Raw genomic sequence first — 22236 nt, forward strand, 5'->3', positions numbered from 1 at the left:
CGGCGTGGAGACGTCGACGGCGGTCCGCTCAGCACCTGAGCCGACTCCGCGACTGGAGCTGCGCGACATCGGCGTGCAGTTCGGTGCCACCGCCGCACTCGAGGACGTCGATCTGCGGGTTCCCGCAGGTCAGATCGTCGGTCTGCTCGGGCACAACGGAGCCGGCAAGACCACGCTCTTCAACGTCGTCTCCGGTGTCATCGCCGCCTCATCGGGAAGCTTCAGCATCGACGGTCGTGAGACCGGCAGGCGCCTCACCCCGCGGGACGCGAGCGATCTGGGGATCACTGTCATCCATCAGGAACCGGCACTCGCCCAGAACCTCTCGGTGCTGGACAACCTGTTCCTCGGCCGCCCCGCCCGCCCGTCCGCCGACCGCGCAGCGGCCGCCCGTGCGGCACTGGACCGGGTCGGCTCCTCGGTCACGCTGGAGACCCCTGTCGGAGCGCTCGGCCTCGGTGACCGCCAGCTGGTCGACCTCGCCCGCGGGCTCCTGGCGGGCGACATGAAGATCCTCCTCCTGGACGAGCCCACCGCCGCCCTCGGTCGCGCCGAGACGGACTACCTCCACGCCCTCATACGCTCGCTCGCCGCCGAGGGCGTCACCGTGATGTACGTCTCCCATCGTCTGCCCGACATCCTCACCGTCTGCGACCGCATCGTGGTGCTGCGCGGCGGCCGCATCGTGGAGGACGACGACGCGTCCTCCTTCACTCCCTCGCTCCTCGCCTCCGCGCTGGTCCCCGACATCCTCCAGCACGTCTTCTCCGACGCGCACGTCGGCGAGCGGATGCTGGAGACCACGCAGGGGCCGACGATCACAGCCCACGCGGGCGAGGTCGTGGGGCTGTTCGGCATGGCCGCGGGTGAGCAGTTCGCACTGCTCAGTGCGCTCGGCGGGCAGGACGGCCGCTACGCGGCGCTGCTCGGGGGTGCACCCACTGTGGTGACGAGTCCAGCGGACGCCATCACGAAGGGCGTCTTCCTCGTGCCCGCGGACCGTGAGCTCGACGGCCTCGTGCAGGGGCAGACCGCGCTCGAGAGCGTGATGCTGCCGTGGTACTCGCAGCCCTGGTGGCGCGGTTTCTGGGTCAGCCGCTCCACCGGACTCGACGCCTACCGCCGCGCGCGCGAGGACTTCGGCATCACCGGCCCGGACCACACGGCGGCGGTGTCGTCCTTCAGCGGCGGGAACCGGCAGAAGCACCTGCTGGCGCGGTGGACGCATCCGCGCACGCCGCGGCTGCTCCTCCTCGCCCAGCCGACCCAGGGCGTGGACGTCGGCGCGAAGGTCGACATCGTCCGAGTGGTCCGGGAGACGGCCGCGCGCGGCGTCTGCGTCCTCGTCGCCTCTGCCGAGTCGGACGAGATCGCGTCGATGTGCGACCGCTCCTACGTCATGGTCGCCGGCCGCGTCGCCGAGCTCTCCCGTTCCGACCGCTTCGACGAAGACCTTCTCGGCGAACTCCTCGCCCTCGCCGCCCCGGCGGCGTGACAACGATTCCCCGTACAGGAGACCCGTACCCATGAACAGCTCCCACGCCAAGCTCTTCCTCGCGAAGAACGGCATCTTCATCGCGCTCCTCGCGCTCATCGCGCTCTTCGGCGCCCTCAACCCGAACTTCCTCACCCTGGGCAGCGCCACGAACGTGCTCATGCAGGCCTCGGAGCTCGCGATCATCGCCCTCCCGCTCGCGTTCCTGATCATGTCGGGCACGATCGACCTCTCCGTCGGCTCGGTCGCCTCGCTCGCCGGCGTGAGCGCGGGCCTCACGATGGTCTCGACGGGATCCACCGTGACCGGCCTGCTCGTCGGACTCCTCGTCGGGCTCGGTGCGGGAGCGCTCAACGGCCTGCTCATCGCCTATCTCGGTCTGAACTCCTTCGTCGTCACTCTCGGCGCCCTGAGCGTCTGGGGAGGCCTGGCCCTGCTCATCACCGGAGGGAAGACGGTGACGCGCACCGACCTGCCCGAGGACTTCCGCAGCATCGGCACCAGCGGGCTCGGCCCCGTCCCCGTCCAGATCGTCATCCTCGTGCTGCTCGTCGTCGCCGGCTGGTACGTGCTGACTCACACGCAGTTCGGCAAGCAGGTGCTCGCCATCGGCGGCAATCGCCGCGCCGCACGGCTGATGGGCGTGCGGGTGGCGCGCACCCAGTTCATCCTGTTCGCCGTCAGCGGCCTCTTCGCCGCGTTCGCGGGCATCATGCTCGCAGCCAAGGTGCAGTCGGCCAGCCCGACGATCGGCACCGGCATGGAGCTGAACGCCCTCACGGTCGTCCTGCTGGGTGGAGTGGCCTTCGAGGGCGGTCTCGGGCGCATCTCCAACGTCGTCGCAGGTCTGCTGTTCTTCCGAGTGCTCAACAACGGGCTCATCTACCTGCAGGCATCGCCCTTCCTGCAGACGGTCCTGATCGGCGTGATGCTGATCGTCGCGGTCGGGCTCGACTCGACGATCCAGCGGATCGTCCGATCCTCCTGGGTCCAGATCGGCAAGAGGCCGACGTCCGCGCCCCCTGCGCTGGCCACGACGGCAGCTGAGTGAGGACCCGGTCATGAGCGCACCCGACCTCGTCCTGATCGCGGACGCGATCATCACCCTCGACCCGGCCACGCCGGATGCACAAGCCCTCGCCGTCGCCGACGGCGTGGTCGTCGCGGTCGGCAGCGCCGACGAGATGCGGAGGCTCGCTGACGCGGACACCCGCGTGGAGACGGTCGACGGCGTGCTCACGCCCGGGCTCACCGACAGTCACACCCACGTGGTGTGGGGTCTCGAGCTCACTCGCGGAGAGCAGCTGACCGACCTCGACCTCTCCACGGTGCGCAGCCGAGTGAAGGCTGCGGCGGAGGCGTCCGCCGAGGGTGCGTGGGTGCACGGCTGGGGCCTGGATCCCAACCTCTTCACCGACACCGGGTTCATAGGACGCGCCTTCGACGACGTGACCGGCGACGTGCCGATGTTCCTGCGGATGCGCGACGGCCACTCGGCGATGGTGAACTCGGCGGCGATCCGCGCTGCGGGCCTCACCGGCGCCGAGAGCTTCCCGGACGAGTCGCGCATCGGCGTCGCGGACGACGGTGCGCCCAGTGGCTACGTACTCGAGATCCGCGCCATGGACCTCGTGCTCTCCCACGCGCCGGAGGAGTCCCTCGACGTGATGGCGGTGCGTCTGCGGGAGCTGCTGTCCGACATGGCGGCCTCGGGCATCGTGACGACCTACGTGATGGACTACCACCGCTCCACTCCGCCACTCATGGAGATGCTCGAGGGCGAGGGCGATCTGCCCGTGCGTCTGAAGTTCTCCCCGTTCGTGTATCCGGGCGCGTCCGCTGCCGACTTCGAGGAGATCCGAGGGCTGCAGGGCACCGGCGGCCGGCGATGGCAGGTGGAGGGTGCGAAGTTCTTCATCGACGGCACCATCGACAACGGCTCCGCCTGGCTCGATCGGCCGGACGCGTACGGGCAGGGGACGAAGTCGATCTGGTCCGACCCCGACGCCTACCGCGAGGCCCTGGCCTTCTTCGTGCACAACGGCATCCCCACTGCGACCCACGCGATCGGCGACCGGGGCGTGGCCTTCGTGCTGGACGCGTTCGAGGCGCTCGGCCCCGAGGTGGCTGCGGGCGCACATCGCATCGAGCACATCGAGACGATCCCGGACGAGGTCGTTCCGCGCTTCGCGCAGCTCGGCGTCATCGTCAGCATGCAGCCCACCGCCGGCACCCACCACACGCGCGCCGACCTCACCGACAACTGGTCGACGCGGCTGGGACCCGAACGTGCAGGTCACGGCTGGCGCTGTCGCGACCTGCACGATGCCGGCGCCGTCATCGCGCTCGGATCGGACTGGCCGATCGTCCCGTTCGACCCGCGGGTCGTGATGGCCGACACGATCCTCCGCCGCCCCGTCGAGCGCCCGGAGGTGGAGCCCATCCGCGCGGAGCAGGCGCTCAGCCCGCTCGAGGCGCTGGAGGGGTACACCGTGAACGCGGCGCGCGCGGCCGGCTGGCAGGACCGTGCCGGAACCATCGCGGCCGGGAGACGCGCCGACTTCACCGCCTGGAGGACGAACCCGCTCTCGACCGCTCCCGAGCTGCTGCCCGATATCGCCATCGTCGCTACCTGGATCGACGGCGAACGCGTGAAGTGACGCCGGCGACGAACGCCCGGCCGGCGCGGACCGCGCCCGCGCACACCCCGAGAGACCGCCCGAGAGGGCAGCAGGAGGTTCCCTTGACTGTCACCGTGTTCCGTGGCGGCACCGTCCGCATCGACGGCTCATCGCCGGACGCCGATCAGCTCATCGTCATCGACGGCGTCGTCGCGCCCGACGGCAGCGCCGTGCCCGACGACGCCGACTACGTCGACCTCGAGGGCGGACTCCTGCTGCCCGCCTTCGGCGAGGGCCACGCCCATCCGCTGCTGGCCGGGCGCGAGCGGGTCGGCCCGGAGCTGCGGGACGCGACGACCGTCGAGACCGTCGCCGCGCGCGTGCACGCGTGGGCCGCCGTCTCGGATGCTCCGTGGCTCGTCGGCGGCAGCTACGACGCCACGATCGTGGAGGGAGGGATGTTCGACGCCCGCTGGCTCGACGCGGTCGACCGGCCCGTCGTGCTGCACGCCTGGGACTACCACACCGCCTGGGTCAACAGCGCCGCGCTCCGGGCGGCCGGGATCGATGCGACGACCCCGGATCCGGAGCTGGGCCGCATCGCACGGCGCTCCGACGGCTCGCCCCTGGGAACGCTCATCGAGCGTCCGGCCATCGACCTCGTGCTCGACCACGCGCCGCGGCCCACGATCGCCGCCGACATCGACGCCTTGGGGTGGGCAGGCGAGCACCTCGCTGCACACGGGGTGACCTGGGTGCAGGAGGCCTGGTGCGAGGTCGAGGACGTGGCTGCCTGGCGCGCGGCCGCCGCATCGGGCCGGCTCGTCGTCGATGCCGACCTCGCCCTGCGCGCCGACCCGATCCGCTGGCCCGCACAGCTCGACGAACTGCGACGCATCTCCGATGAGATCGACGGCACCCCGGGCCTGACGTGCCGCACCGTCAAGTTCTTCGTCGACGGCATCCTCGAGAACCGCACGGCGCACCTGCTCGAGTGCTACCACGACGCTCGCACTCGGGGCCTGGCCAACTGGTCGCCCGAGCGGCTCGTCGACGCCGTCGCGGCGTGCGACGCCGCCGGATTCGACGTCCACCTGCACGCCATTGGCGACGCAGCGATGCGCGCCGCCCTCGATGCCGCGGAGAACATCCACGAGAGCCTCCGCCGCGGCCGGCGCCTCACGATCGCGCACGCGCAGGTCATCGACCCCACCGATCTGCCGCGGCTCGCCGGCCTCGACGTGACGATCTGCTTCCAGCCCCAGTGGGCGCTCGAGGACGCCGTCATGACTGATCTCACGCTGCCCCGACTCGGCCCGCAGCGCGAACGGCAGTACCGCATGCACTCCGCTCGGAAGGCCGGTGCCCGCCTCAGCTTCGGCAGCGACTGGCCCGTCGCCGCTCCCGACGTGCTCGCCGGCATCCGCACCGCGATCACCCGTCAGGATGCGGACGGCCACCCCGACGGAGGATGGCAGCCGCAGGAGCGGCTCACCGTGGACGACGCCATCGACGCCGCCACGAGCGGCGTCGCCTGGCAGAGCGGCGACCAGGACCGCCGCGGCACCCTGCGCCCCGGCATGCTCGCCGACCTCGTCCTGCTCTCCGACGACATCCGGGCCATCCGGCCCGTCGCCATCGCCGACGTGCGTGTCCGCGGCACGTGGCGGCGCGGCATCCGCACCTACACAGCGACGGCTCCCGTCGTCGTCGCACTCTGAGCCGGACAGGACCGCCATGACCTCCACCGACACCTCCCTCAAGCGTGCGATGGGAGTCCCCTCCCTCGTCGTCTTCGGCCTCGCCTATATGGTGCCCCTGGCCGTGTTCACGACCTACGGCCTGGTCGCCGTCACCACGAACGGTCATGTGCCGACCGCGTACCTCGTGACGCTGATCGCCATGCTCGTCACCGCGTTCAGCTACGCCGCTCTGGTGCCCGTGTTCCCTCGTGCAGGAAGCGCTTACACCTACGCCCGGAAAGCGTTCGGCGGACACGTCGGATTCCTCACGGGATGGGCGCTCATGCTCGACTACCTCCTGCTCCCGCTGATCAACTACGTCCTCATCGGCATCTACCTCCACGCGCAGGTGCCCGGGATCCCGCCGTGGATCTTCGCGCTCGTGGCCGTCGTGGTCATCACGGGGCTCACTGTCGTCGGCATCTCGGTCCTCCGCAACGCCAACCTCGTGCTCGTCGGGCTGCAGCTCCTCTTCGCCGCCGTCTTCCTGTTCTGCGCGATCGGCTACGCCGTGCAGCACCCCACGGCTTCACTCCTGCAGCCCCTGTACGACGCCGGGTTGACCTTCCCCGGCCTGCTCGCGGGCGGGGCGATCCTCGCTCTGTCCTTCCTCGGCTTCGACGCCATCTCGACCATGTCGGAGGAGGCGCGCGACCCCGGCCGCACCGTGCCGCGCGCGATCATCCTCACCACGATCATCGGCGGGCTCATCTTCACGGCCATCGCGTACGCGTCCGCTCTCGTGATCCCTTCGGTCGCGGACATCGCGGACCCCGACGCGGCGGCGAACCAGATCATGGACGTCGCCGCAGGCAAGTGGCTCGAGATCTTCTTCCTCGTCGCGTACATCTCCGGCTGCTTCGCCGCGGCTCTGGCCGCGCAGGCGTCCGTCGCCCGCATCCTGTTCGCGATGGGTCGCGACGGCGTGCTGCCGCGCCGGCTCTTCGGCTCGATCAGCCGGCGCTGGCGGACACCGGTCGGTGCAGCGCTGTTCGTCGGCGTGGTGTCGCTAGCGGCCCTCGTCGCCGATCTCAACACCGTCGCGTCGATGATCAGCTTCGGCGCGCTGGCCGCGTTCTCGCTGGTCAACCTCGCGGTGATCAAGCACTTCCTCATCGATGAGCGGCGGCGAGGCGGTTCCGCCCTCCTCCGCTTCGGGGTGCTGCCGGGGCTCGGCTTCCTGTTCACCGCGTGGCTGTGGCTCAGCCTGTCCGGCGTCGCGCTCGTGGCCGGTCTCGTCTGGGTCGCTCTGGGCGCCGTCTGGCTCGCCGTCATCACCCGCGGCTTCCGACGGCAGCCGCCGGAAGTGGAATTCGACGACGTCGACGCGGACTCCGGGACCGTGACCGTTTCAGAGGTCCGGGAACCGGGTGTCCGGGCCTGAGAGCCCGAAGGCTCCGTCGAGCACTCCTCGGCCGCGGTACAGGCGACGGGGCGGACGAATCACGATCGCGAAGGAGCGACACCATGACGACACCTCACGACATCGAGACCTTCACGGCCGAGGGCAGCCTCTTCCCACCACCGCCCGGATTCTCCCGAGCAGCGATCGCGACCGGGCGGTTGCACGACGAGGCGTCGGGCCGACCGCAGGAGTTCTGGGCGGAGCAGGCTCGAGACCTGCTGCACTGGCACACCCCCTTCACCCGGACGCTGGACTGGTCGGATCCACCGTTCGCGCGCTGGTTCCACGACGGCACTCTGAACGTGGCCTACAACTGCCTCGATCGGCACGTGCTCGCCGGGAACGGGGACCGCGTCGCTCTGCAGTGGGAAGGCGAGCCGGGGGATTCCCGGACGATCACCTACGCGGAGCTCACCGCTGAGGTGAAGAAGGCGGCCAACGTCCTGCTCGCGCTCGGTGTGCAGCAGGGCGATCGGGTCGTGATCTACCTCCCGCTCATCCCCGAAGCCGTGATCGCGATGCTCGCCGTCGCCCGCATCGGCGCCATCCACTCGGTCGTCTTCGGCGGATTCAGCGCCGAGAGCCTCCGAGCACGGATCGACGACGCGGACGCGACGCTCGTCATCACCGCCGACGGCGGATACCGCAAGGGCGCAGTGTCGCCGTTGAAGCCCGCCGTGGACGCCGCGCTGGACCTCGTCACTCAGCGGCCGCACCGCGTCGGCTCCGTGCTCGTCGTCCGTCGCTGCGGCAACGACGTCGCCTGGACTCGGGAGCGGGACCTGTGGTGGCACGAGGAGGTCACTCGCGCCGACTCGGAGCACGACGCGGAGGCGTTCCCCGCCGAGAACCCCCTGTTCATCCTCTACACCTCCGGGACGACAGGGACGCCCAAGGGGATCCTGCACACGAGCGGCGGCTACCTGACCCAGACCGCGTTCACCCACAAGAACCTGTTCGACCTGAACCCCGAGACCGACGTCTACTGGTCCACCGCCGACATCGGCTGGATCACCGGGCACTCGTACGTCGTCTACGGGCCACTCGCCAACGGCGCCACCCAGGTCGTCTACGAGGGCACTCCCGACAGCCCCCACCCCGGGCGCTGGTGGGAGATCGTGCAGAAGCACAAGGTCTCGATCCTCTACACCGCGCCGACCGCGATCCGCACGTTCATGAAGCTCGGGCGGTGGATCCCCGAGCAGTTCGACCTCTCCAGCCTGCGCCTGCTCGGCTCGGTCGGCGAGCCCATCAATCCGGAGGCGTGGATCTGGTACCGGGACGTCATCGGTGCCGGCCGCACCCCGATCGTGGACACCTGGTGGCAGACCGAGACCGGTGCCATCATGATCTCCGCCCTTCCCGGAGTGACCACGCTCAAGCCCGGCAGCGCCCAGGTCCCTGTCCCGGGGATCTCCATCGCCGTCGTCGACGACGACGGGAACCCTGTCGGCGTCGACCAGGGCGGGCTGCTCGCGGTGACCGGCCCCTGGCCCGCGATGGCGCGGGGCATCTGGAACGACCCCCGTCGATTCGTCGAGACCTACTGGTCCCGGTTCGGCAGCGGCGTCTACGTCGCCGGCGACGGAGCAAGACAGGACGGGGACGGGGACATCTGGCTGCTCGGCCGCGTGGACGACGTCATGAACGTGTCCGGCCACCGCCTCTCCACTGCGGAGATCGAGTCCGCCCTGGTCGCGCATCCGGCAGTCGCGGAAGCCGCGGTCGTCGGCGCCTCCGACGCCACCACCGGCCAGGCGGTCGTCGCGTTCGTCGTCATCAAGGATTCGCAGCAGGAGCCGGCTCGCACCGAGAACGCGACGCAGGAGCTGCGATCGCACGTGGCGGCGCGGATCGGGGCGATCGCCCGGCCCAGAGACGTCCACATCGTCGACGAGCTCCCGAAGACCCGCTCCGGGAAGATCATGCGCCGTCTGCTCCGCGACCTCGCCGAGGGCCGTGACGTCGGGGACACCACCACCCTCGCCGATCCGCGGTCGATCGATCGGATCGCCGACGGCATCCGGAGCCGGGCTTCGTGACCGGATCGATCCTGCTCGAGCCGGTCTCCGCGAGCGGACGTCCCGGTGGAGTCGGCGGAGACCGGCCCCTGCTCCGCGTCGTCCGATCGACCGCGCGCGATCGCCTGCCTGAGCGGCAGCGATCCCGGCCGGTACTGCCTCCACGGCGGACCGTTCCCGGACGATCTGTGATGAGCTGATCCCATGACAGCGACTGTCCGCGATCTCGTCGCGCACGAGCCTCTCGGGCTGACGCTGCTGACGTCGGGCTTCGACGGGCTCGAGATCGGCTGGTCGCACTCCTCCGACCTGGCGGACCCCAGCCCGTTCCTGGAGCCGGGGCAGCTGCTGCTGACGACCGGCCGCCAGTTCGCGACGTTCGCCGATCGCTCCTCGTACGACGCCTATGTCGGCCGCCTGGCTCGCGCCGGAGCGGTGGCGATCGGGTTCGGGACCGAAGTCGTCGAGGCGGGAACGCCGCGTCACCTCGTCGACGCGTGCGAAGCCGCAGCCCTCGCCCTGATCGAAGTGCCGTACGCGACTCCGTTCATCGCCGTCAGCAGGTTCATCGCCGATCGCCACGCCGCCGAATCGCGGCGGCGGATCGAGTGGGCCCTGCAGGCGCAGGAAGCCGTCTCGAAAGCCGTCCTCAGCTCGGGCGGCCTCCGCGCGGCGGTGGCCACGGCGGCGGAGGCGCTGCAGGGCGATGTCGCGGTCCTCGACTCCGAGGGCCTGGTCGTGCACGGAGCGGCGCCGCACTCGCTCCGCGAGCGGGCGCGCGTCCTGCTGAAGCACGGCACCCGGGCTCGGGACGAGGGACGCGACGACTCCGGCCACTGGGTCGTCAACACGCTCGGCCGCACGGGTGCGCTGGTCGGAGCGACCGTCATCGGCCGGCCCGGCCCCCAGGGCACCGCCGACCGCTCCGTCGAGACGCTGCTGACCGCTCTGACGGAGCTCTCGCTCGAGCACGCCGAGGATCAGCGCCTGGGCTTCCGCTCCATCGCTCCCCACCTCCTCCGGCTGCTCCTGGACGGGCGGATCGACTCCGTCGGGGAGGCGCTCGGCCACTACTCGATCGCGCTGCCGAGGACTCCCGTCGTCGTCTTCGCCCTCCCTCTCGACGGTGTCCCCTCCGCGCTGAGGGACTCTCTGGAGCGGATGTCCGCCTCGCCCGGCGTCCGCCTCTTCGCGGTCCAGTCCGACGACGGCCTCCTCGTCCTCACCGACCAGAGAAGCCGCCGCACGGTCGCCGATCGCATCACCGAGGACCGGGTGAGCGCGGGGATCGCGACGGCCGATCGCTGGGCCGACCTCGCCGATGCGACGAAGCAGTCGCGCGCGGCCCTGAACGGAGCGAGGGCAGGGGAGATCCGCTCGTTCGACGATCTGCGCCGAGGGTCCGTGCTCGGACTGCTCGCCGAGAACCGCGTCGCCGAGCTCGCCCGGCTGAGGACGGCCGCACTCCTCCGCTCCGACGACGGGCCCGCGCTGCTGCGGGAAGCCGCAGTGTGGCTCCGGCACGACGCCTCGTGGGAGCGAGCCGCCCGCGATCTGAATCTGCACCGGCACACCCTCAAGCAGCGCATGACCGCACTCGGGCAGGAGCTCGGGCTGCCCGTGGACGAGTTCAGGGGCCGAGCGGAGCTGTGGGCGCTGCTCGTGGCACTCGATCTCGCTCGATCGTGACGAACCCCGAGCGGGACGACGGCCCGTCGCCGAGACCCTCGCCAGCATCGACCAACGAACCAGGAGACAGTGAATGAGCAGCTACACAGTCGTCGACCCCGCAACGGGGCGGACCCTCGCGGAGTACCCCCTCCTCTCCGACCGCGAGGTGGAGGAAGCGATCACCTCGACAGCCGAGGCGTACACCGGCTGGGCGCGGCGGTCGACCGTGGCCGATCGGGCCGCGCTGATCGCACGCGTCGCCGCACTGCACCTCGAGCGCCGCGAGCAGCTCGCCGAGATCGCCGTGCGCGAGATGGGCAAGCCCCTCGATCAGGCTCTCGGAGAGGTCGATTTCGCCGCCGCGATCTACCAGTACTACGCCGACAACGGCGCCGCGTTCCTCGCCGACGAGGACATCCGACTGGCGGAGGGATCGGGCTCGGCCTTCGTCAGACGCTCCGGTCTCGGCGTGCTGCTGGGCATCATGCCGTGGAACTTCCCCTACTACCAGGTCGCCCGCTTCGCCGGCCCGAACATCGTGCTGGGCAACAGCATCCTGTTGAAGCACGCCCCGCAGTGCCCGGAGTCGTCCGCCACCGTGCAGCGGATCTTCGACGATGCCGCCGCCGAGTCGAACGTGCACGTCAGCGTCTACCGGAACATCTATGCGTCCAACGAGCAGGTCGCCGGCATCATCGCCGACCCGCGCGTGCAGGGCGTGTCGGTCACAGGGTCCGAGCGTGCAGGCGCCGCCGTCGCCGAGCTGGCGGGACGGCATTTGAAGAAGGTCGTGCTCGAGCTCGGCGGCTCCGACCCCTTCGTCCTGCTGTCCACCGACGACCTCGACGCCACCGTCCAGGACGCCGTGAACGCCCGCCTCGACAACAACGGCCAGGCCTGCAACGCCGCCAAGCGCTTCATCGTGATCGACGAGCTCTACGAGGAGTTCGCCGCGAGGTTCACCGCCCTCCTCACCGCGGCGCAGCCGGCCGACCCCCTGACGGACGGGACCCTGCTGGGTCCGCTGGCATCGGCCGCCGCGACCGAGCGCCTCACCGAGCAGCTCGAGCGCGCGGAGAAGCAGGGTGCCACCGTGCTGGCCTCGGGAACCCCGTCGGGCAACTTCTTCCCGCCCGCCGTGCTCGCCGACGTGACCGAGGGGATGGACGCTCACCACGAGGAGTTCTTCGGTCCCGTCGCGGTCCTCTACCGCGCGACCTCCGAGGAGGACGCCGTGCGGCTCGCCAACGACACCCCCTACGGCCTCGGCAGCTACGTCTACACCGCCGACCGGGAGCAGGCCCTGCGGGTGGCCGACGGCATCGACGCCGGCATGGTGTGGATCAACCTGGTGCTGGGCGACTCCGCAGAGCTGCCGTTCGGCGGCGTGAAGCGCTCCGGCTCGGGACGCGAGCTGGGCCGGTACGCCATGGAGGAGTTCGCGAACAAGAAGCTCATCCGCATCCGGTGAGCCCGGGCGGGGACGCGGTGCCGCGTCCCCGCCCGGCACGGCCTAGAGCGCCGGCAGGGGGAAGCCGTCGCTCCGGTGGGTGACGCGCCCGCCCAGGAGGGTCAGGACCACGGTGTTGCCGAGCAGACCGTCCGGGTGCCCGGGATCGAGCTCGAGCACGGCCAGGTCGGCGGCGTATCCGGGCGTGAGGCGGCCGACGTCTCCGTCGCCTCCGTAGGACGCCGCCGCGTCGCTGGTCGCGTGCCGGAGAGCCGCACCGAGCGTGACGGCCGACTGCGGCGTGTTCGCCGGGAGGTCGGGCTGGAGGACGGACCTCCGCGTGGTGGCGACGTAGAGGTGCAGCAGCGTCTCGTGGGGAGCGGTGGGGGCGTCCGTGCCGAAGGCGATCCGAGCGCCCGCGTCGCTGAAGGAGGACCACGGGTATCCGCCCTCGACGCGCTCGTCGCCGAGCTGGGCCCGCCAGTTCGCCTGGATGGCCGGGTCGGCGTGCGCGGGCTGGATCGAGGCGGTGACTCCCAGGGCGGCGAGGCGAGCGGGCGTCCCCTCCGAGACGACTTCGAGGTGCTCGATCCGGGGCCGCCGATCCCAGTCCGCGTTGACGGCGACGACGTGCTCGAGGATGTCGAGCGCCACGTCGCTGGCCCGGTCTCCGATCGCGTGGAGGGCGAGGCGCAGCCGGAGCGCGTCGGCCTCGACCGCGATCGCGGTCAGGCGGTCGACGTCCCACATGAGGTCGGCGTTCGCGCCGGACGAGTAGGGGTGCCGCATCGCCGCCGTGCAGGCGTCGATGACGCCGTCGAGGACGAGCTTGATCCCGATCACCCGGAGCCACTCCGTGCTGCCGGCGCGAGCGTTCTCGGCGTCGCGGAGCTGGGCGAGGTTGCCGTCCTCGTCGCCGGCGTCGGCGATGAGCCAGTGCGCGGCCACCCGCACGGGGAGCCGGCCGCCGTCCTCGGCGGCGATCGTCTGCAGCGCGCGCCAGCCGTCGTGATCCATGCCCATGTCGACGACGGAGGTCACGCCGGCGGCGGCGAAGGCCTGCAGCGCCCGCCTCGCCGACTCGACACGATCCGCGTCGGTCGTCAGCCGGGCGAGGTGCGCCCAGCCGATCTCGTGCGCTGCCCGCTCGGAGAGCACTCCCGCGGGCTCCCCCGACGGCAGACGCGAGAGGCGTCCGGCCGGCGGGTCCGGCGTCGTCGCATCGACGCCCATCGCTCGCAGCGCGGCGGTGTTCACCCACACCGAGTGCATGTCGTTCGAGTCGAGGAACACGGGGATGTCGGAGACGACGGCGTCGATCATGGCGGCGGTCGGCTCGCCGTCCACGGCGTCGTAGAGCCACCCCTTGCCCCGGAGAACGCGGGCGTCCTCGCCCAGACGAGCGCGCTCGGCGGCGAGCCGGCGCTGGATCTCGGAGAGGTCGGCCGCATCGGTGAGCGGCACGTTCCCGAGGCTCTCCCCCGTCCAGACGAGGTGCACGTGCGTGTCGATGAGACCCGGCACCACCACCCGACCGCCGATGTCGATCACCGTCGTCCCGGCGGCGAGGGAGTCGGCTCCCCCGTCGACGATGCGGCCGTCCGCGATGAGGACGGTCGCCTCGGTGGACGTGGGCCTCTCCACGGAGAGGTCGAGGGTTCGTGCGCGGGTCAGGGCAAGACGGGTCATCGGACGACCTCTCGTTCGTTCTCGGATGCCGCTTCTCGCTGTCGATCGCGACGCTCGATGCGGGTGGACAGTGCGGCGATGACCACGACAGGGACGATCAGGACCCAGCTCGTGAGCGCGATGGCCCAGCCGAAGCCGGAGTAGCCGAACGACTCGGCCAGCCACGCGCCGACCAGGGGCGAGAAGCTGGAGCCGAAGAGGTAGACGCCGATGCACGGGCCGGAGAAGCGGCCGTTCGCGTCGAGAGCCGCCGCCGTGGCGATGAAGAGGAGGAAAGCAGCCAGGTAGACGGTGTTCCAGGCGATCAGGACGACGGTGTACACCGTCGGATCGTCGGTGAGGGAGGCGGTCAGCTTCAGCGCTCCCCCGGCGACGAGCAGCACCGCCAGGGGGACCGCGCGGCCGAGCCTGTCGCCGACGGCCATCAGGGCCAGTGCCGCCACGAAGCCGCCGGCGCTGGAGACGCTGAGCACGACGCTGAGGCCGGCGTCGGTCAGGCCGGTCTGGTCAGCGCCCATGGTGCCCGCCAGCGCCCAGACGGAATCCTCGCTGATCGCCCAGAGCGCGAACATCGCCAGCAACGCGATCCCGGCGAGGGTGACTGCGCGACTCCGCGTCTCGGGGACGGTCGCGCTCACCGGGGAGGGAGTGGCGGCGACGGGTGCGCGGGGGAGCCACGTCGCCGTGAACAGCAGGACGAGCGAGATCGCCGCGACGCACCCGAACGCGCTGCCGGTCGTGATGCCGATGAGAGGGATCACGGCCAGCACCGCGGTCACGACCGCGCGGTTCACCAGCCCGTTCAGCGCGGACGTGCGGTTGGCGTTCTTCAGCGCGGCCAGGGCGGCGCCACTGGCCGCGAGTGCTCCGCCCGCACCCGCGCCGCCGACGATCACGGCGGTGACGGTGGCGGCGACGCCGAGGTCCACCGCTGCGATGCCGAAGGCGACGGCGGAGACGGCGAGACCGACCTGAGCCACTCGGACGCGACCCGCGCCCTCCGCCCACCGCGTCGCCGCCGTGCAGGCGACGGCCGTCGCCAGCAGCGAGCCGGTCAGCACGCCTCCCGCCTGCGTGATCGTCAGACCGAGGGACTGCTCGAGCGCGATCAGCATCAGAGGCAGCAGATTGGCTGTCAGCAGCCCCAGCATCGACATCGCGAACGTGGAGACGGCTCGTCGCGGTGTCAGAGGCAGACGGATGGAGTCGGTGACGGTCATCGTCATCCATTTCTCTGGCATCGGCGCCAGCTCAGGAATCCGAGCCCTGACGGGGCGGAGGACGGGCCGTCCGGAAGCTCGGCCTGGAGGATCGGGTCAGCGCTGCGAGTCGGTCGTCCGTGCCTGCCCGAGAAGGTCTCACGGTGGGCAAAACATACATCGTTTGTTTACGAGCGGCTAGACGGATCCGCGAAGACGTGGAGGCGGAGGACCGGTCGGGGGCGTCGGATCAGCGCGGCCGCGCCGAGGCGACGAGCAGGTCGAGCCCCAGCTCGAAGGACCGCGTGGCGACCGGGTCGGCGGGATCCTCGCCGGCGAGCGTCTCGAAGGCCGCGGAGAAGCGGGGGAAGTCGCCCTCCTGCCCGGTGGGGTCGAACACGACGGTGGGCCCCGACATGTCGAGGACGCTGCCGAGGATGAACGACTCGAAGGCCGTCAGCAGCGGGATCACGTCGCGGGGCGCCCATCCGGCCACCTCCGCGGCGGCCGCGAAGTCCTCGTACTGCGCGAGGAGGACGGGCGCCGAGACGCGCTCGGTCATCAGCAGCGGGACGGCCCGTGCATGCCGGGCGAAGGCTCTCCGGTACGAGCGCGCCCACGCGCGGAGCGCCTCCTCCCACGGGAGCTCCCGCAGCGGTGTCGAGTCGATGTTCGCGGAGACGAGCGCGCGCACGTCCTCGACCATCGCCGCCCGGTTGGGGACGTGGTTGTAGAGGGAGGCGGGATTCACGCCCAGGCGTGCGGCGACGCGACGGATGCTGGCTCCGTCGGGGCCCTGCCGGTCGACCAGCGCGAGAGCCGTCCGCGCGATGAGGTCGCGGCTGAGCAGCGGCGTGCGCGGTCGAGCGATGAGGGCCTCCAGAGGTCGGTACGAGCCTAGGCGCGAGCCGCGGAATCCCGTTCCGGCACCTATAAACAAACGGTGTATGTTTACGGCCATGACCTCCAGGGCCTTCACCGTCGTCGACGCCGGCATCGCCGGCCTGAGCGCCGCGCTCGACTCCGGCGCAGCCACCAGCGTCGAGCTCGTGGCGCGCTACCTCAACCGCATCGCGGCCTACGACCGGACGGGGATCCGCCTCAACGCCGTGCCGGTCCTGAACCCCCGGGCCTTCTCGGAGGCGCGAGCCGCGGACCGGCGCCGCGCCCGCGGCGAGTCGCTCGGCCCGCTCGACGGCATCCCCTTCACCGTCAAGGACAGCTACCGCGTCTCCGGGCTGACGGTCGCCTCGGGATCCCCCGCCTTCGCCGATCTGATCGCCGGTGACGACGCCTTCGCGGTCGAGCGGCTGCGCGCGGTCGGCGCGGTCCTCCTGGGTCTGACGAACATGCCGCCGATGGCCGCGGGCGGCATGCAGCGAGGCGTCTACGGACGCGCCGAGTCGCCCTACAACGCCGACTACCTCACCTCGGCGTTCGGCTCGGGCTCGTCGAACGGCTCGGGCACGGCCACGGCCGCGAGCTTCGCAGCGTTCGGGCTCGGTGAGGAGACGTGGTCGTCCGGTCGCGCCCCCGCCTCGCACAACGCCCTCGTGGCCTACACCCCCTCGCGCGGGCTCATCTCGGTGCGGGGCAACTGGCCGCTCGTCCCGACGATGGACGTCGTCGTGCCCCACACCCGGTCGATGGACGACCTCCGGTCCGTGCTCGACGCCGTCGTGGTCGACGACCCGGTGACCGACGGCGATCTGTGGCGGACGCAGCCGTGGATCGCCCTGCCGCGCCCGTCGGAGGTGCGCCCCGACTCCTTCGCCGCGCTCGAGCCGCTCCCGCTCGCGGGTCTCCGGATGGCGATCCCGCGCATCTACATCAACGGAGACCCCGGCAACGCCTCGCCCATCGTCACGCGCGACAGCGTCATGCGCTTGTGGACAGCCCTGCGCGCCGACCTCGAAGCCGCGGGAGCGGAGGTGGTCGAGACCGACTTCCCCGTCGTCGACCGCTACGAGAAGCTGCATCCCGGCGACGAGGACTTCCTCGACCGCGGCTTCGTCACCCGCGAGTTCCTCGACGACGAGGTGGGAGACCTGGCGGTGTGGGCGATGGACGCCTTCCTCCGCCAGAACGGCGACCCGGCGCTCGACCGCCTCGCCGACGCCGACGCCTCGCGCATCTTCCCCCACCCTCCCGGCGCTCTCCGGGACCGCTACGGCGCCTGGCACTACGACATCGCCTACGACATCGGCGACTACGTGGCCCGGGCGCAGGAGTGGGAGCCCGACTGGCGCGAGGTGCCGAGCCTGGAAGCCGGTCTGCGCGGTCTCGAGCACACGCGCCGGGTCGACTTCGAGGAGTGGCTGACCGCCGAGGGCTTCGACGCGGTGATCTTCCCCACGCAGTCCGACGTGGGCCCCGCCGATGCGGATGTGAACCCCGACTCGGCCGACATCGCCTGGCGGAACGGCGTCTGGGTCTCGAACGGCAATCTCGTGCCCCGCCACCTCGGCATCCCGACGGTCACCGTCCCGATGGGCACGATGGACGACACCGGGATCCCGGTGGGCCTGACCATCGCCGGTCCCGCCTACAGCGACGCCCGGCTCGTGCAGCTGGGGTCGGCCGTGGCCGCTCTCGGCGACCGCCGCACGACACCCCCGCGCACCCCCGCACTCCCCGACGAGGCCGTCTTCGCCTCCGCACGGGCGGCCGGCGACGGCGAGCTCCGCGTGACCGTCACCGACCTCGACGTCGAGGACGGCGAGGACGGCGCCGTCGTGCGCTTCGCTGCGACCGTCAGCGGCGGAGCGGCGCAGGATCACGCCGCGTACGTCGACGGCGTGCGGGTCGAGACCCGCCTCGACGGCGACCGCGTGCGGGGGACCGCCCGCACCGACGCCGTCCACTCGACCGCGGCGGGCGAAGGGGTCGCCCCCTACGGCCCCCTCGTCGTGGTGGTCGTCCGCGACGACGCCGGCGCTGTCGCCGGTACCCTCGCGACCACCGCCGCCTCCACCCTCTGACACCCCGAGGAACAGCCATGACCGAGGTCTTCGACTACTTCACGCAGGTCGACCTGCCCACTCCCACCCTCGGCGACGAGGAGGTCCGCCGGCTCGTCGCCGAGACGTTCGGCGTCGCGGTCGACCTGCGCTCGCTCGGCAGCCAGCAGGACCAGAACTTCCGCGTCTTCGCCCACGGCTCGACCGAGCCCCTGGGTGTGCTGAAGCTCAGCAACCCGGTGTTCAGCGGGGCCGAGATCGACATGCAGGACGCGGCGGCCGCCGTCGTGGCCGAGCGCAGCCCCGGTCTCCGCATCCCGAAGCTGGTCGAGGGGCCGCGCGGAGCGATGTCGACCTGGTGGGACTCCTCGCAGGGGCGCATCCACGCCCGCGTGATCGAGAACATCGCCGGCCGCACCCTCATGGGGTCCGGCTACCTCTCGCCGTCCGCGGTCGAGGCGATGGGTGCTCTCTCCGGTGCCGTGAGCGCGTCGCTCGCCGACTTCACCCACCCGGCGAGCGGCCGGGTGCTGCAGTGGGACCTCCGCCACGCGGGTCGGGTCATCGACACCCTCCTCCCGGCCGAGCCCGACGCCGAGGTGCGCGCGATCGTGCAGCGCGCCTCCGACGCCGCCCGCGCGGTCCTCGCGACGGTGCAGGACTCCCTCCCCCTCCAGGCCGGGCACTTCGACGTGACCGACGACAACGTGCTCTGCGCCGAGGGGGCGCTCGTGCCCGACGCCGTCATCGACTTCGGCGATGTGTGCTCCTCGTGGCGCGTCGGCGAGATCGCGACGACCGTCTCCTCCGTGCTCCACCACGACGGCGCGTCCCCCGAGACCGCGCTCCCCGCCGTCCGGGCCTTCGACCGCCTGCGCGACCTCGGCGACGACGAGATCACGGCGCTCTGGCCCCTCGTCGTCCTGCGCGGCGCTGTGCTCGTCCTCAGCGGACGAGCCCAGGTCCGCCTCGACGAGGAGAACGACTACGCCGCCGTCGCGCTCGATCGGGAGTTCCGCATCCTGACGCAGGCGGCCTCCGTGCCGATCCCCGTCATCACCGCCGCCACCCGCGCCGCTCTCGGCCGGCCCGCCGCAGCCGAGCCCGCGTGGACGGGTGCCGCTGTCCTCCCCGCGCTCCACCCGCACGTCGAGCTCGATGCCACGACCGAGTCGCCGCTGAACGACGCGGGCGCGTGGCTCGACGCCTCGACGCTCGACGAGGCCGCTCTCGCCGCACTCGACCGGGGAGCGGCCCTGGTGACGGTCCCCGCCTGGCGGGCCCGGCTCACCGGGACGACGGACCCGCTGCCCTCGACCGCCGACTCGGTGCCGACCGGAGTGATCGTCTGGCTCGCGGAGCCGGTCTCCCTCGCCTCCGCCGGCACGCGTCGCGACGGCGGGAGCACGGTCCTGGCAGCAGGCGGGACGGAGGTGACGATCACGGGCGACGTCGACCTCGACTCCGCCGTCCTGCCCGCTCGCACGCGCCTGGTCCTCCGGCGCGGGGCCGGCGGGACGGTGCCGCCGGAGCGCGTCACGCCCGCTCTCGCCGCCGCCTGGCGCGAGGTCGTCGGAGACCCGGGTGCCGCGATCGGGGTCCCGGCCGCCGTCCCCGTGGCCGACGACGTGCTCGCCCGGCGGCACGAGTCGGTCGCCGAGGTGCAGGAGCACTACTACGCCGCGCCTCCCCTCATGGAGCGCGGCTGGCGCGAGCACCTGATCGACGTGAACGGCCGCGTCTACCTCGACATGGTGAACAACGTCGCGTCGGTGGGTCACGCGCACCCGCACGTGGTCGAAGCCGGCGCGCGGCAGATGCACCTGCTGAACACGAACTCGCGCTTCCACTACCGGGCGATCGCCGACTACGCCGACCGGATCGCGGCGACTCTGCCCGACGGCTTCGACACGGTGTTCTTCGTGAACTCCGGATCGGAGGCCACCGATCTCGCGATCCGCTTGGCCATGGCGGCGACCGGTCGCCCCGACATCCTCGCGATGCGCGAGGCGTACCACGGGTGGACCTACGCCAGCGATGCGGTGTCCACCTCGATCGCCGACAACCCCAACGCACTCGCGTCGCGCCCCGACTGGGTGCACACCGTCGATGCGGCGAACTCCTACCGCGGCGTGCACCGCGGGGCGGATGCCGTGAACTACGCGCCCGAGGCCGTCGCGGTCATCGACGCGCTGGCGGCGTCCGGCCGGCCTGCCGCGGGGATGATCGCGGAGACCTTCTTCGGCAACGCCGGCGGGGTGGCCCTGCCCGACGGGTACCTCAGCCAGGTGTACGCCGCGATCCGCCGCCACGGCGGGCTCGCGATCGCCGACGAGGTGCAGGTCGGCTACGGCCGGCTCGGCGAGTGGTTCTGGGGCTTCCAGCAGCAGGACGCCGTGCCCGACATCGTCGCCGTCGCGAAATCCATCGGCGGCGGGCACCCGCTCGGGGCCGTCATCACGAGCCGCGCGATCGCCGACCGCTACCGCACCGGCGGGTACTTCTTCTCCTCCACCGGAGGCTCCCCGGTCTCGGCCGTCATCGGCACGGCCGTGCTCGACGTCATCGAGAACGAGGGCCTGCAGCAGAACGCGCGCGTCGTCGGACACCACCTCAAGAGGCGCCTCGAGGAGCTCCGCGACAAGCACGCACTCATCGGCGCCGTGCACGGGTCGGGGCTGTACCTGGGCGTCGAGTTCGTCCGCGACCGCGAGACGCTCCAGCCCGCCACCGCCGAGACCGCCGCGATCTGCGACCGCCTCCTCGAGCTCGGCGTGATCATGCAGCCCACCGGCGACCACCAGAACGTCCTCAAGATCAAGCCGCCGCTCGTGATCACACGCGCCTCGGCCGACGTCTTCGTCGACGCCCTCGACCGCACCCTCACCACGGGCTACTGACCCGTCCCGACCTGGAAAAGGAGCACGCCATGTGGCGCATGCCCGCAGAGACCGCCCCGCACGAACGCACCTGGATGGCGTTCCCCCGCGAGGGGATCACCCTCGGCGACGACGCGGAGGGCCGCGAGGAGGGCTACCGCGCGTGGACCGACGTCGCTCACGCGGTCGAGGAGTTCGAGCCGGTCACCATGGTCGTCGACCCCACCGAGACGGCCCGCGCCCGGCGCATGCTCGCCTCGACGATCGAGATCATCGAGGCTCCGATCGACGAGTTCTGGATGCGCGACATGGGCCCCACCTTCGTGGTCGATCCCGAGCGGCCCGGAGTCCTCGGCGCCGTCGACTGGATCTTCAACGGCTGGGGGGCGCCCGCCTGGGCCGAGTGGCAGAAGTCGGCCGGCATCGCCCGCACGGTCGCCGAGCACCTGGGCATCGAGCGCGTCGACTCCCTCCTCGTGGCCGAGGGCGGCGGTCTCCACGTCGACGGCACGGGGACCGTCCTTCTCACCGACACGGTGCAGCTCGACCCGCGGCGCAACCCCTTCGCCGATCGCAGCCGCGTCGAAGCGGAGATGGCCCGCACGGTCGGAGCGACCGACGCGATCTGGCTCTCACGCGGCCTGACCCGCGACTACGAGGACCTCGGCACCAAGGGCCACGTCGACATGGTCGCCACCTTCGCCACGCCGGAGCACATCCTCCTGCACGAGCAGACCGACCCCGGCCACCCCGACCACGAGGTGTCGCGGCTCGTCCGCGCCGAGCTCGAATCCGCCTTCGCGGCCCGCGGCCGGACCGTGACGATCACCGGGATCCCCGCTCCCACGGCGCTCCGCGACGAGGAGGGCTGGCTGGACTGGAGCTACATCAACCACCTCGTCACCAACGACGGAGTCGTGCTGTGCGGCTTCGGAGACGAGACCGCCGACGCTCGTGCCCGCGAGATGATCGCCGACGCCTACCCCGGTCGCCGCGTCGTGACGATCGACGCCCGCCCGATCTTCGACCGCGGCGGCGGGATCCACTGCATCACCCAGCAGCAGCCGCGACTCGACTGAGGCCGGCGGCCGGGCGGGTCCGGCC

13 protein-coding genes and 1 pseudogene are annotated in these 22236 nt (G+C 71.6%); 11 read left to right on the top strand and 3 right to left on the bottom strand.

All coding sequences use genetic code 11. The features are described from left to right. Positions 1-4: 4 nt before the first annotated feature. From GSU40_RS16270 to GSU40_RS16305, 8 genes are all read left to right on the top strand, one after another. Positions 5-1495, top strand: a complete 1491-nt coding sequence (locus GSU40_RS16270) for a sugar ABC transporter ATP-binding protein (protein WP_244229526.1) — start codon at positions 5-7, stop codon at positions 1493-1495. Positions 1496-1526: 31 nt separating this feature from the next. After that, positions 1527-2546 carry an ABC transporter permease gene (locus GSU40_RS16275; RefSeq protein WP_160035899.1) on the top strand — a complete coding sequence of 340 codons (1020 nt, stop codon included), beginning with the start codon at positions 1527-1529 and terminating at the stop codon, positions 2544-2546. Positions 2547-2556: 10 nt separating this feature from the next. Further along, positions 2557-4155, top strand: coding sequence for an amidohydrolase (locus tag GSU40_RS16280; RefSeq protein WP_160035901.1), 1599 nt, complete (start codon positions 2557-2559; stop codon positions 4153-4155). A gap of 83 nt (positions 4156-4238) precedes the next feature. Further along, the gene (locus tag GSU40_RS16285) at positions 4239-5837 is read left to right on the top strand and encodes an amidohydrolase (RefSeq protein ID WP_160035903.1); all 1599 of its coding nucleotides are present in this window, start codon (positions 4239-4241) and stop codon (positions 5835-5837) included. A gap of 16 nt (positions 5838-5853) precedes the next feature. Then, positions 5854-7242: an APC family permease gene (locus tag GSU40_RS16290; protein ID WP_160035905.1), complete on the top strand. Its 1389-nt coding sequence runs from the start codon at positions 5854-5856 to the stop codon at positions 7240-7242. Between the two features lie 83 nt (positions 7243-7325). Then, complete coding sequence (gene acs, locus GSU40_RS16295) at positions 7326-9305, top strand: acetate--CoA ligase (protein WP_160035907.1); 1980 nt, start codon at positions 7326-7328, stop codon at positions 9303-9305. Between the two features lie 183 nt (positions 9306-9488). Next, positions 9489-10973: a PucR family transcriptional regulator gene (locus GSU40_RS16300; protein WP_160035909.1), complete on the top strand. Its 1485-nt coding sequence runs from the start codon at positions 9489-9491 to the stop codon at positions 10971-10973. Positions 10974-11046: 73 nt separating this feature from the next. After that, complete coding sequence (locus tag GSU40_RS16305; RefSeq protein ID WP_160035911.1) at positions 11047-12426, top strand: NAD-dependent succinate-semialdehyde dehydrogenase; 1380 nt, start codon at positions 11047-11049, stop codon at positions 12424-12426. Between the two features lie 42 nt (positions 12427-12468). Here the strand turns inward: GSU40_RS16305 and GSU40_RS16310 are convergent, their stop codons facing one another. The 3 genes from GSU40_RS16310 to GSU40_RS16320 form a co-directional block, all read right to left on the bottom strand. After that, positions 12469-14094 carry an amidohydrolase gene (locus GSU40_RS16310; RefSeq protein WP_160035913.1) on the bottom strand — a complete coding sequence of 542 codons (1626 nt, stop codon included), beginning with the start codon at positions 14092-14094 and terminating at the stop codon, positions 12469-12471. After that, positions 14091-15314: an MFS transporter gene (locus tag GSU40_RS16315; protein ID WP_160035915.1), complete on the bottom strand. Its 1224-nt coding sequence runs from the start codon at positions 15312-15314 to the stop codon at positions 14091-14093. Before GSU40_RS16315 ends, GSU40_RS16310 begins: the two co-directional genes overlap by 4 nt. Positions 15315-15543: 229 nt before the next feature. Then, positions 15544-16254, bottom strand: a complete 711-nt coding sequence (locus GSU40_RS16320) for a TetR/AcrR family transcriptional regulator (RefSeq protein ID WP_160035917.1) — start codon at positions 16252-16254, stop codon at positions 15544-15546. Here GSU40_RS16320 and GSU40_RS16325 point away from each other — a divergent pair. The 3 genes and pseudogenes from GSU40_RS16325 to GSU40_RS16335 form a co-directional block, all read left to right on the top strand. Next, positions 16253-17926: pseudogene (locus tag GSU40_RS16325) on the top strand (amidase); the annotation flags it as partial. The gene GSU40_RS16320 and the pseudogene GSU40_RS16325 sit on opposite strands and share 2 nt — an antisense overlap. Before the next feature lie 365 nt (positions 17927-18291). Continuing rightward, positions 18292-21153, top strand: coding sequence for an aminotransferase (locus tag GSU40_RS16330; RefSeq protein WP_160035921.1), 2862 nt, complete (start codon positions 18292-18294; stop codon positions 21151-21153). A gap of 29 nt (positions 21154-21182) precedes the next feature. Further along, complete coding sequence (locus tag GSU40_RS16335) at positions 21183-22211, top strand: agmatine deiminase family protein (protein WP_244229527.1); 1029 nt, start codon at positions 21183-21185, stop codon at positions 22209-22211. The last annotated feature ends 25 nt before the right edge of the window (positions 22212-22236 follow it).

Origin of the sequence: Rathayibacter sp. VKM Ac-2805 (genome assembly GCF_009834265.1) — a bacterium.
In the GTDB taxonomy this organism is placed as follows: domain Bacteria; phylum Actinomycetota; class Actinomycetes; order Actinomycetales; family Microbacteriaceae; genus Rathayibacter.

What these genes read in the sequence shown, in the direction of transcription:
- GSU40_RS16275 (WP_160035899.1), top strand. Translation starts at nt 1,527, where the DNA reads ATGAACAGCTCCCACGCCAAGCTCTTCCTCGCGAAGAACGGCATCTTC.
- GSU40_RS16280 (WP_160035901.1), top strand. Translation starts at nt 2,557, where the DNA reads ATGAGCGCACCCGACCTCGTCCTGATCGCGGACGCGATCATCACCCTC.
- GSU40_RS16290 (WP_160035905.1), top strand. Translation starts at nt 5,854, where the DNA reads ATGACCTCCACCGACACCTCCCTCAAGCGTGCGATGGGAGTCCCCTCC.
- acs (WP_160035907.1), top strand. Translation starts at nt 7,326, where the DNA reads ATGACGACACCTCACGACATCGAGACCTTCACGGCCGAGGGCAGCCTC.
- GSU40_RS16300 (WP_160035909.1), top strand. Translation starts at nt 9,489, where the DNA reads ATGACAGCGACTGTCCGCGATCTCGTCGCGCACGAGCCTCTCGGGCTG.
- GSU40_RS16305 (WP_160035911.1), top strand. Translation starts at nt 11,047, where the DNA reads ATGAGCAGCTACACAGTCGTCGACCCCGCAACGGGGCGGACCCTCGCG.
- GSU40_RS16310 (WP_160035913.1), bottom strand. Translation starts at nt 14,094, where the DNA reads ATGACCCGTCTTGCCCTGACCCGCGCACGAACCCTCGACCTCTCCGTG.
- GSU40_RS16315 (WP_160035915.1), bottom strand. Translation starts at nt 15,314, where the DNA reads ATGACCGTCACCGACTCCATCCGTCTGCCTCTGACACCGCGACGAGCC.
- GSU40_RS16320 (WP_160035917.1), bottom strand. Translation starts at nt 16,254, where the DNA reads ATGGCCGTAAACATACACCGTTTGTTTATAGGTGCCGGAACGGGATTC.
- GSU40_RS16330 (WP_160035921.1), top strand. Translation starts at nt 18,292, where the DNA reads ATGACCGAGGTCTTCGACTACTTCACGCAGGTCGACCTGCCCACTCCC.
- GSU40_RS16335 (WP_244229527.1), top strand. Translation starts at nt 21,183, where the DNA reads ATGTGGCGCATGCCCGCAGAGACCGCCCCGCACGAACGCACCTGGATG.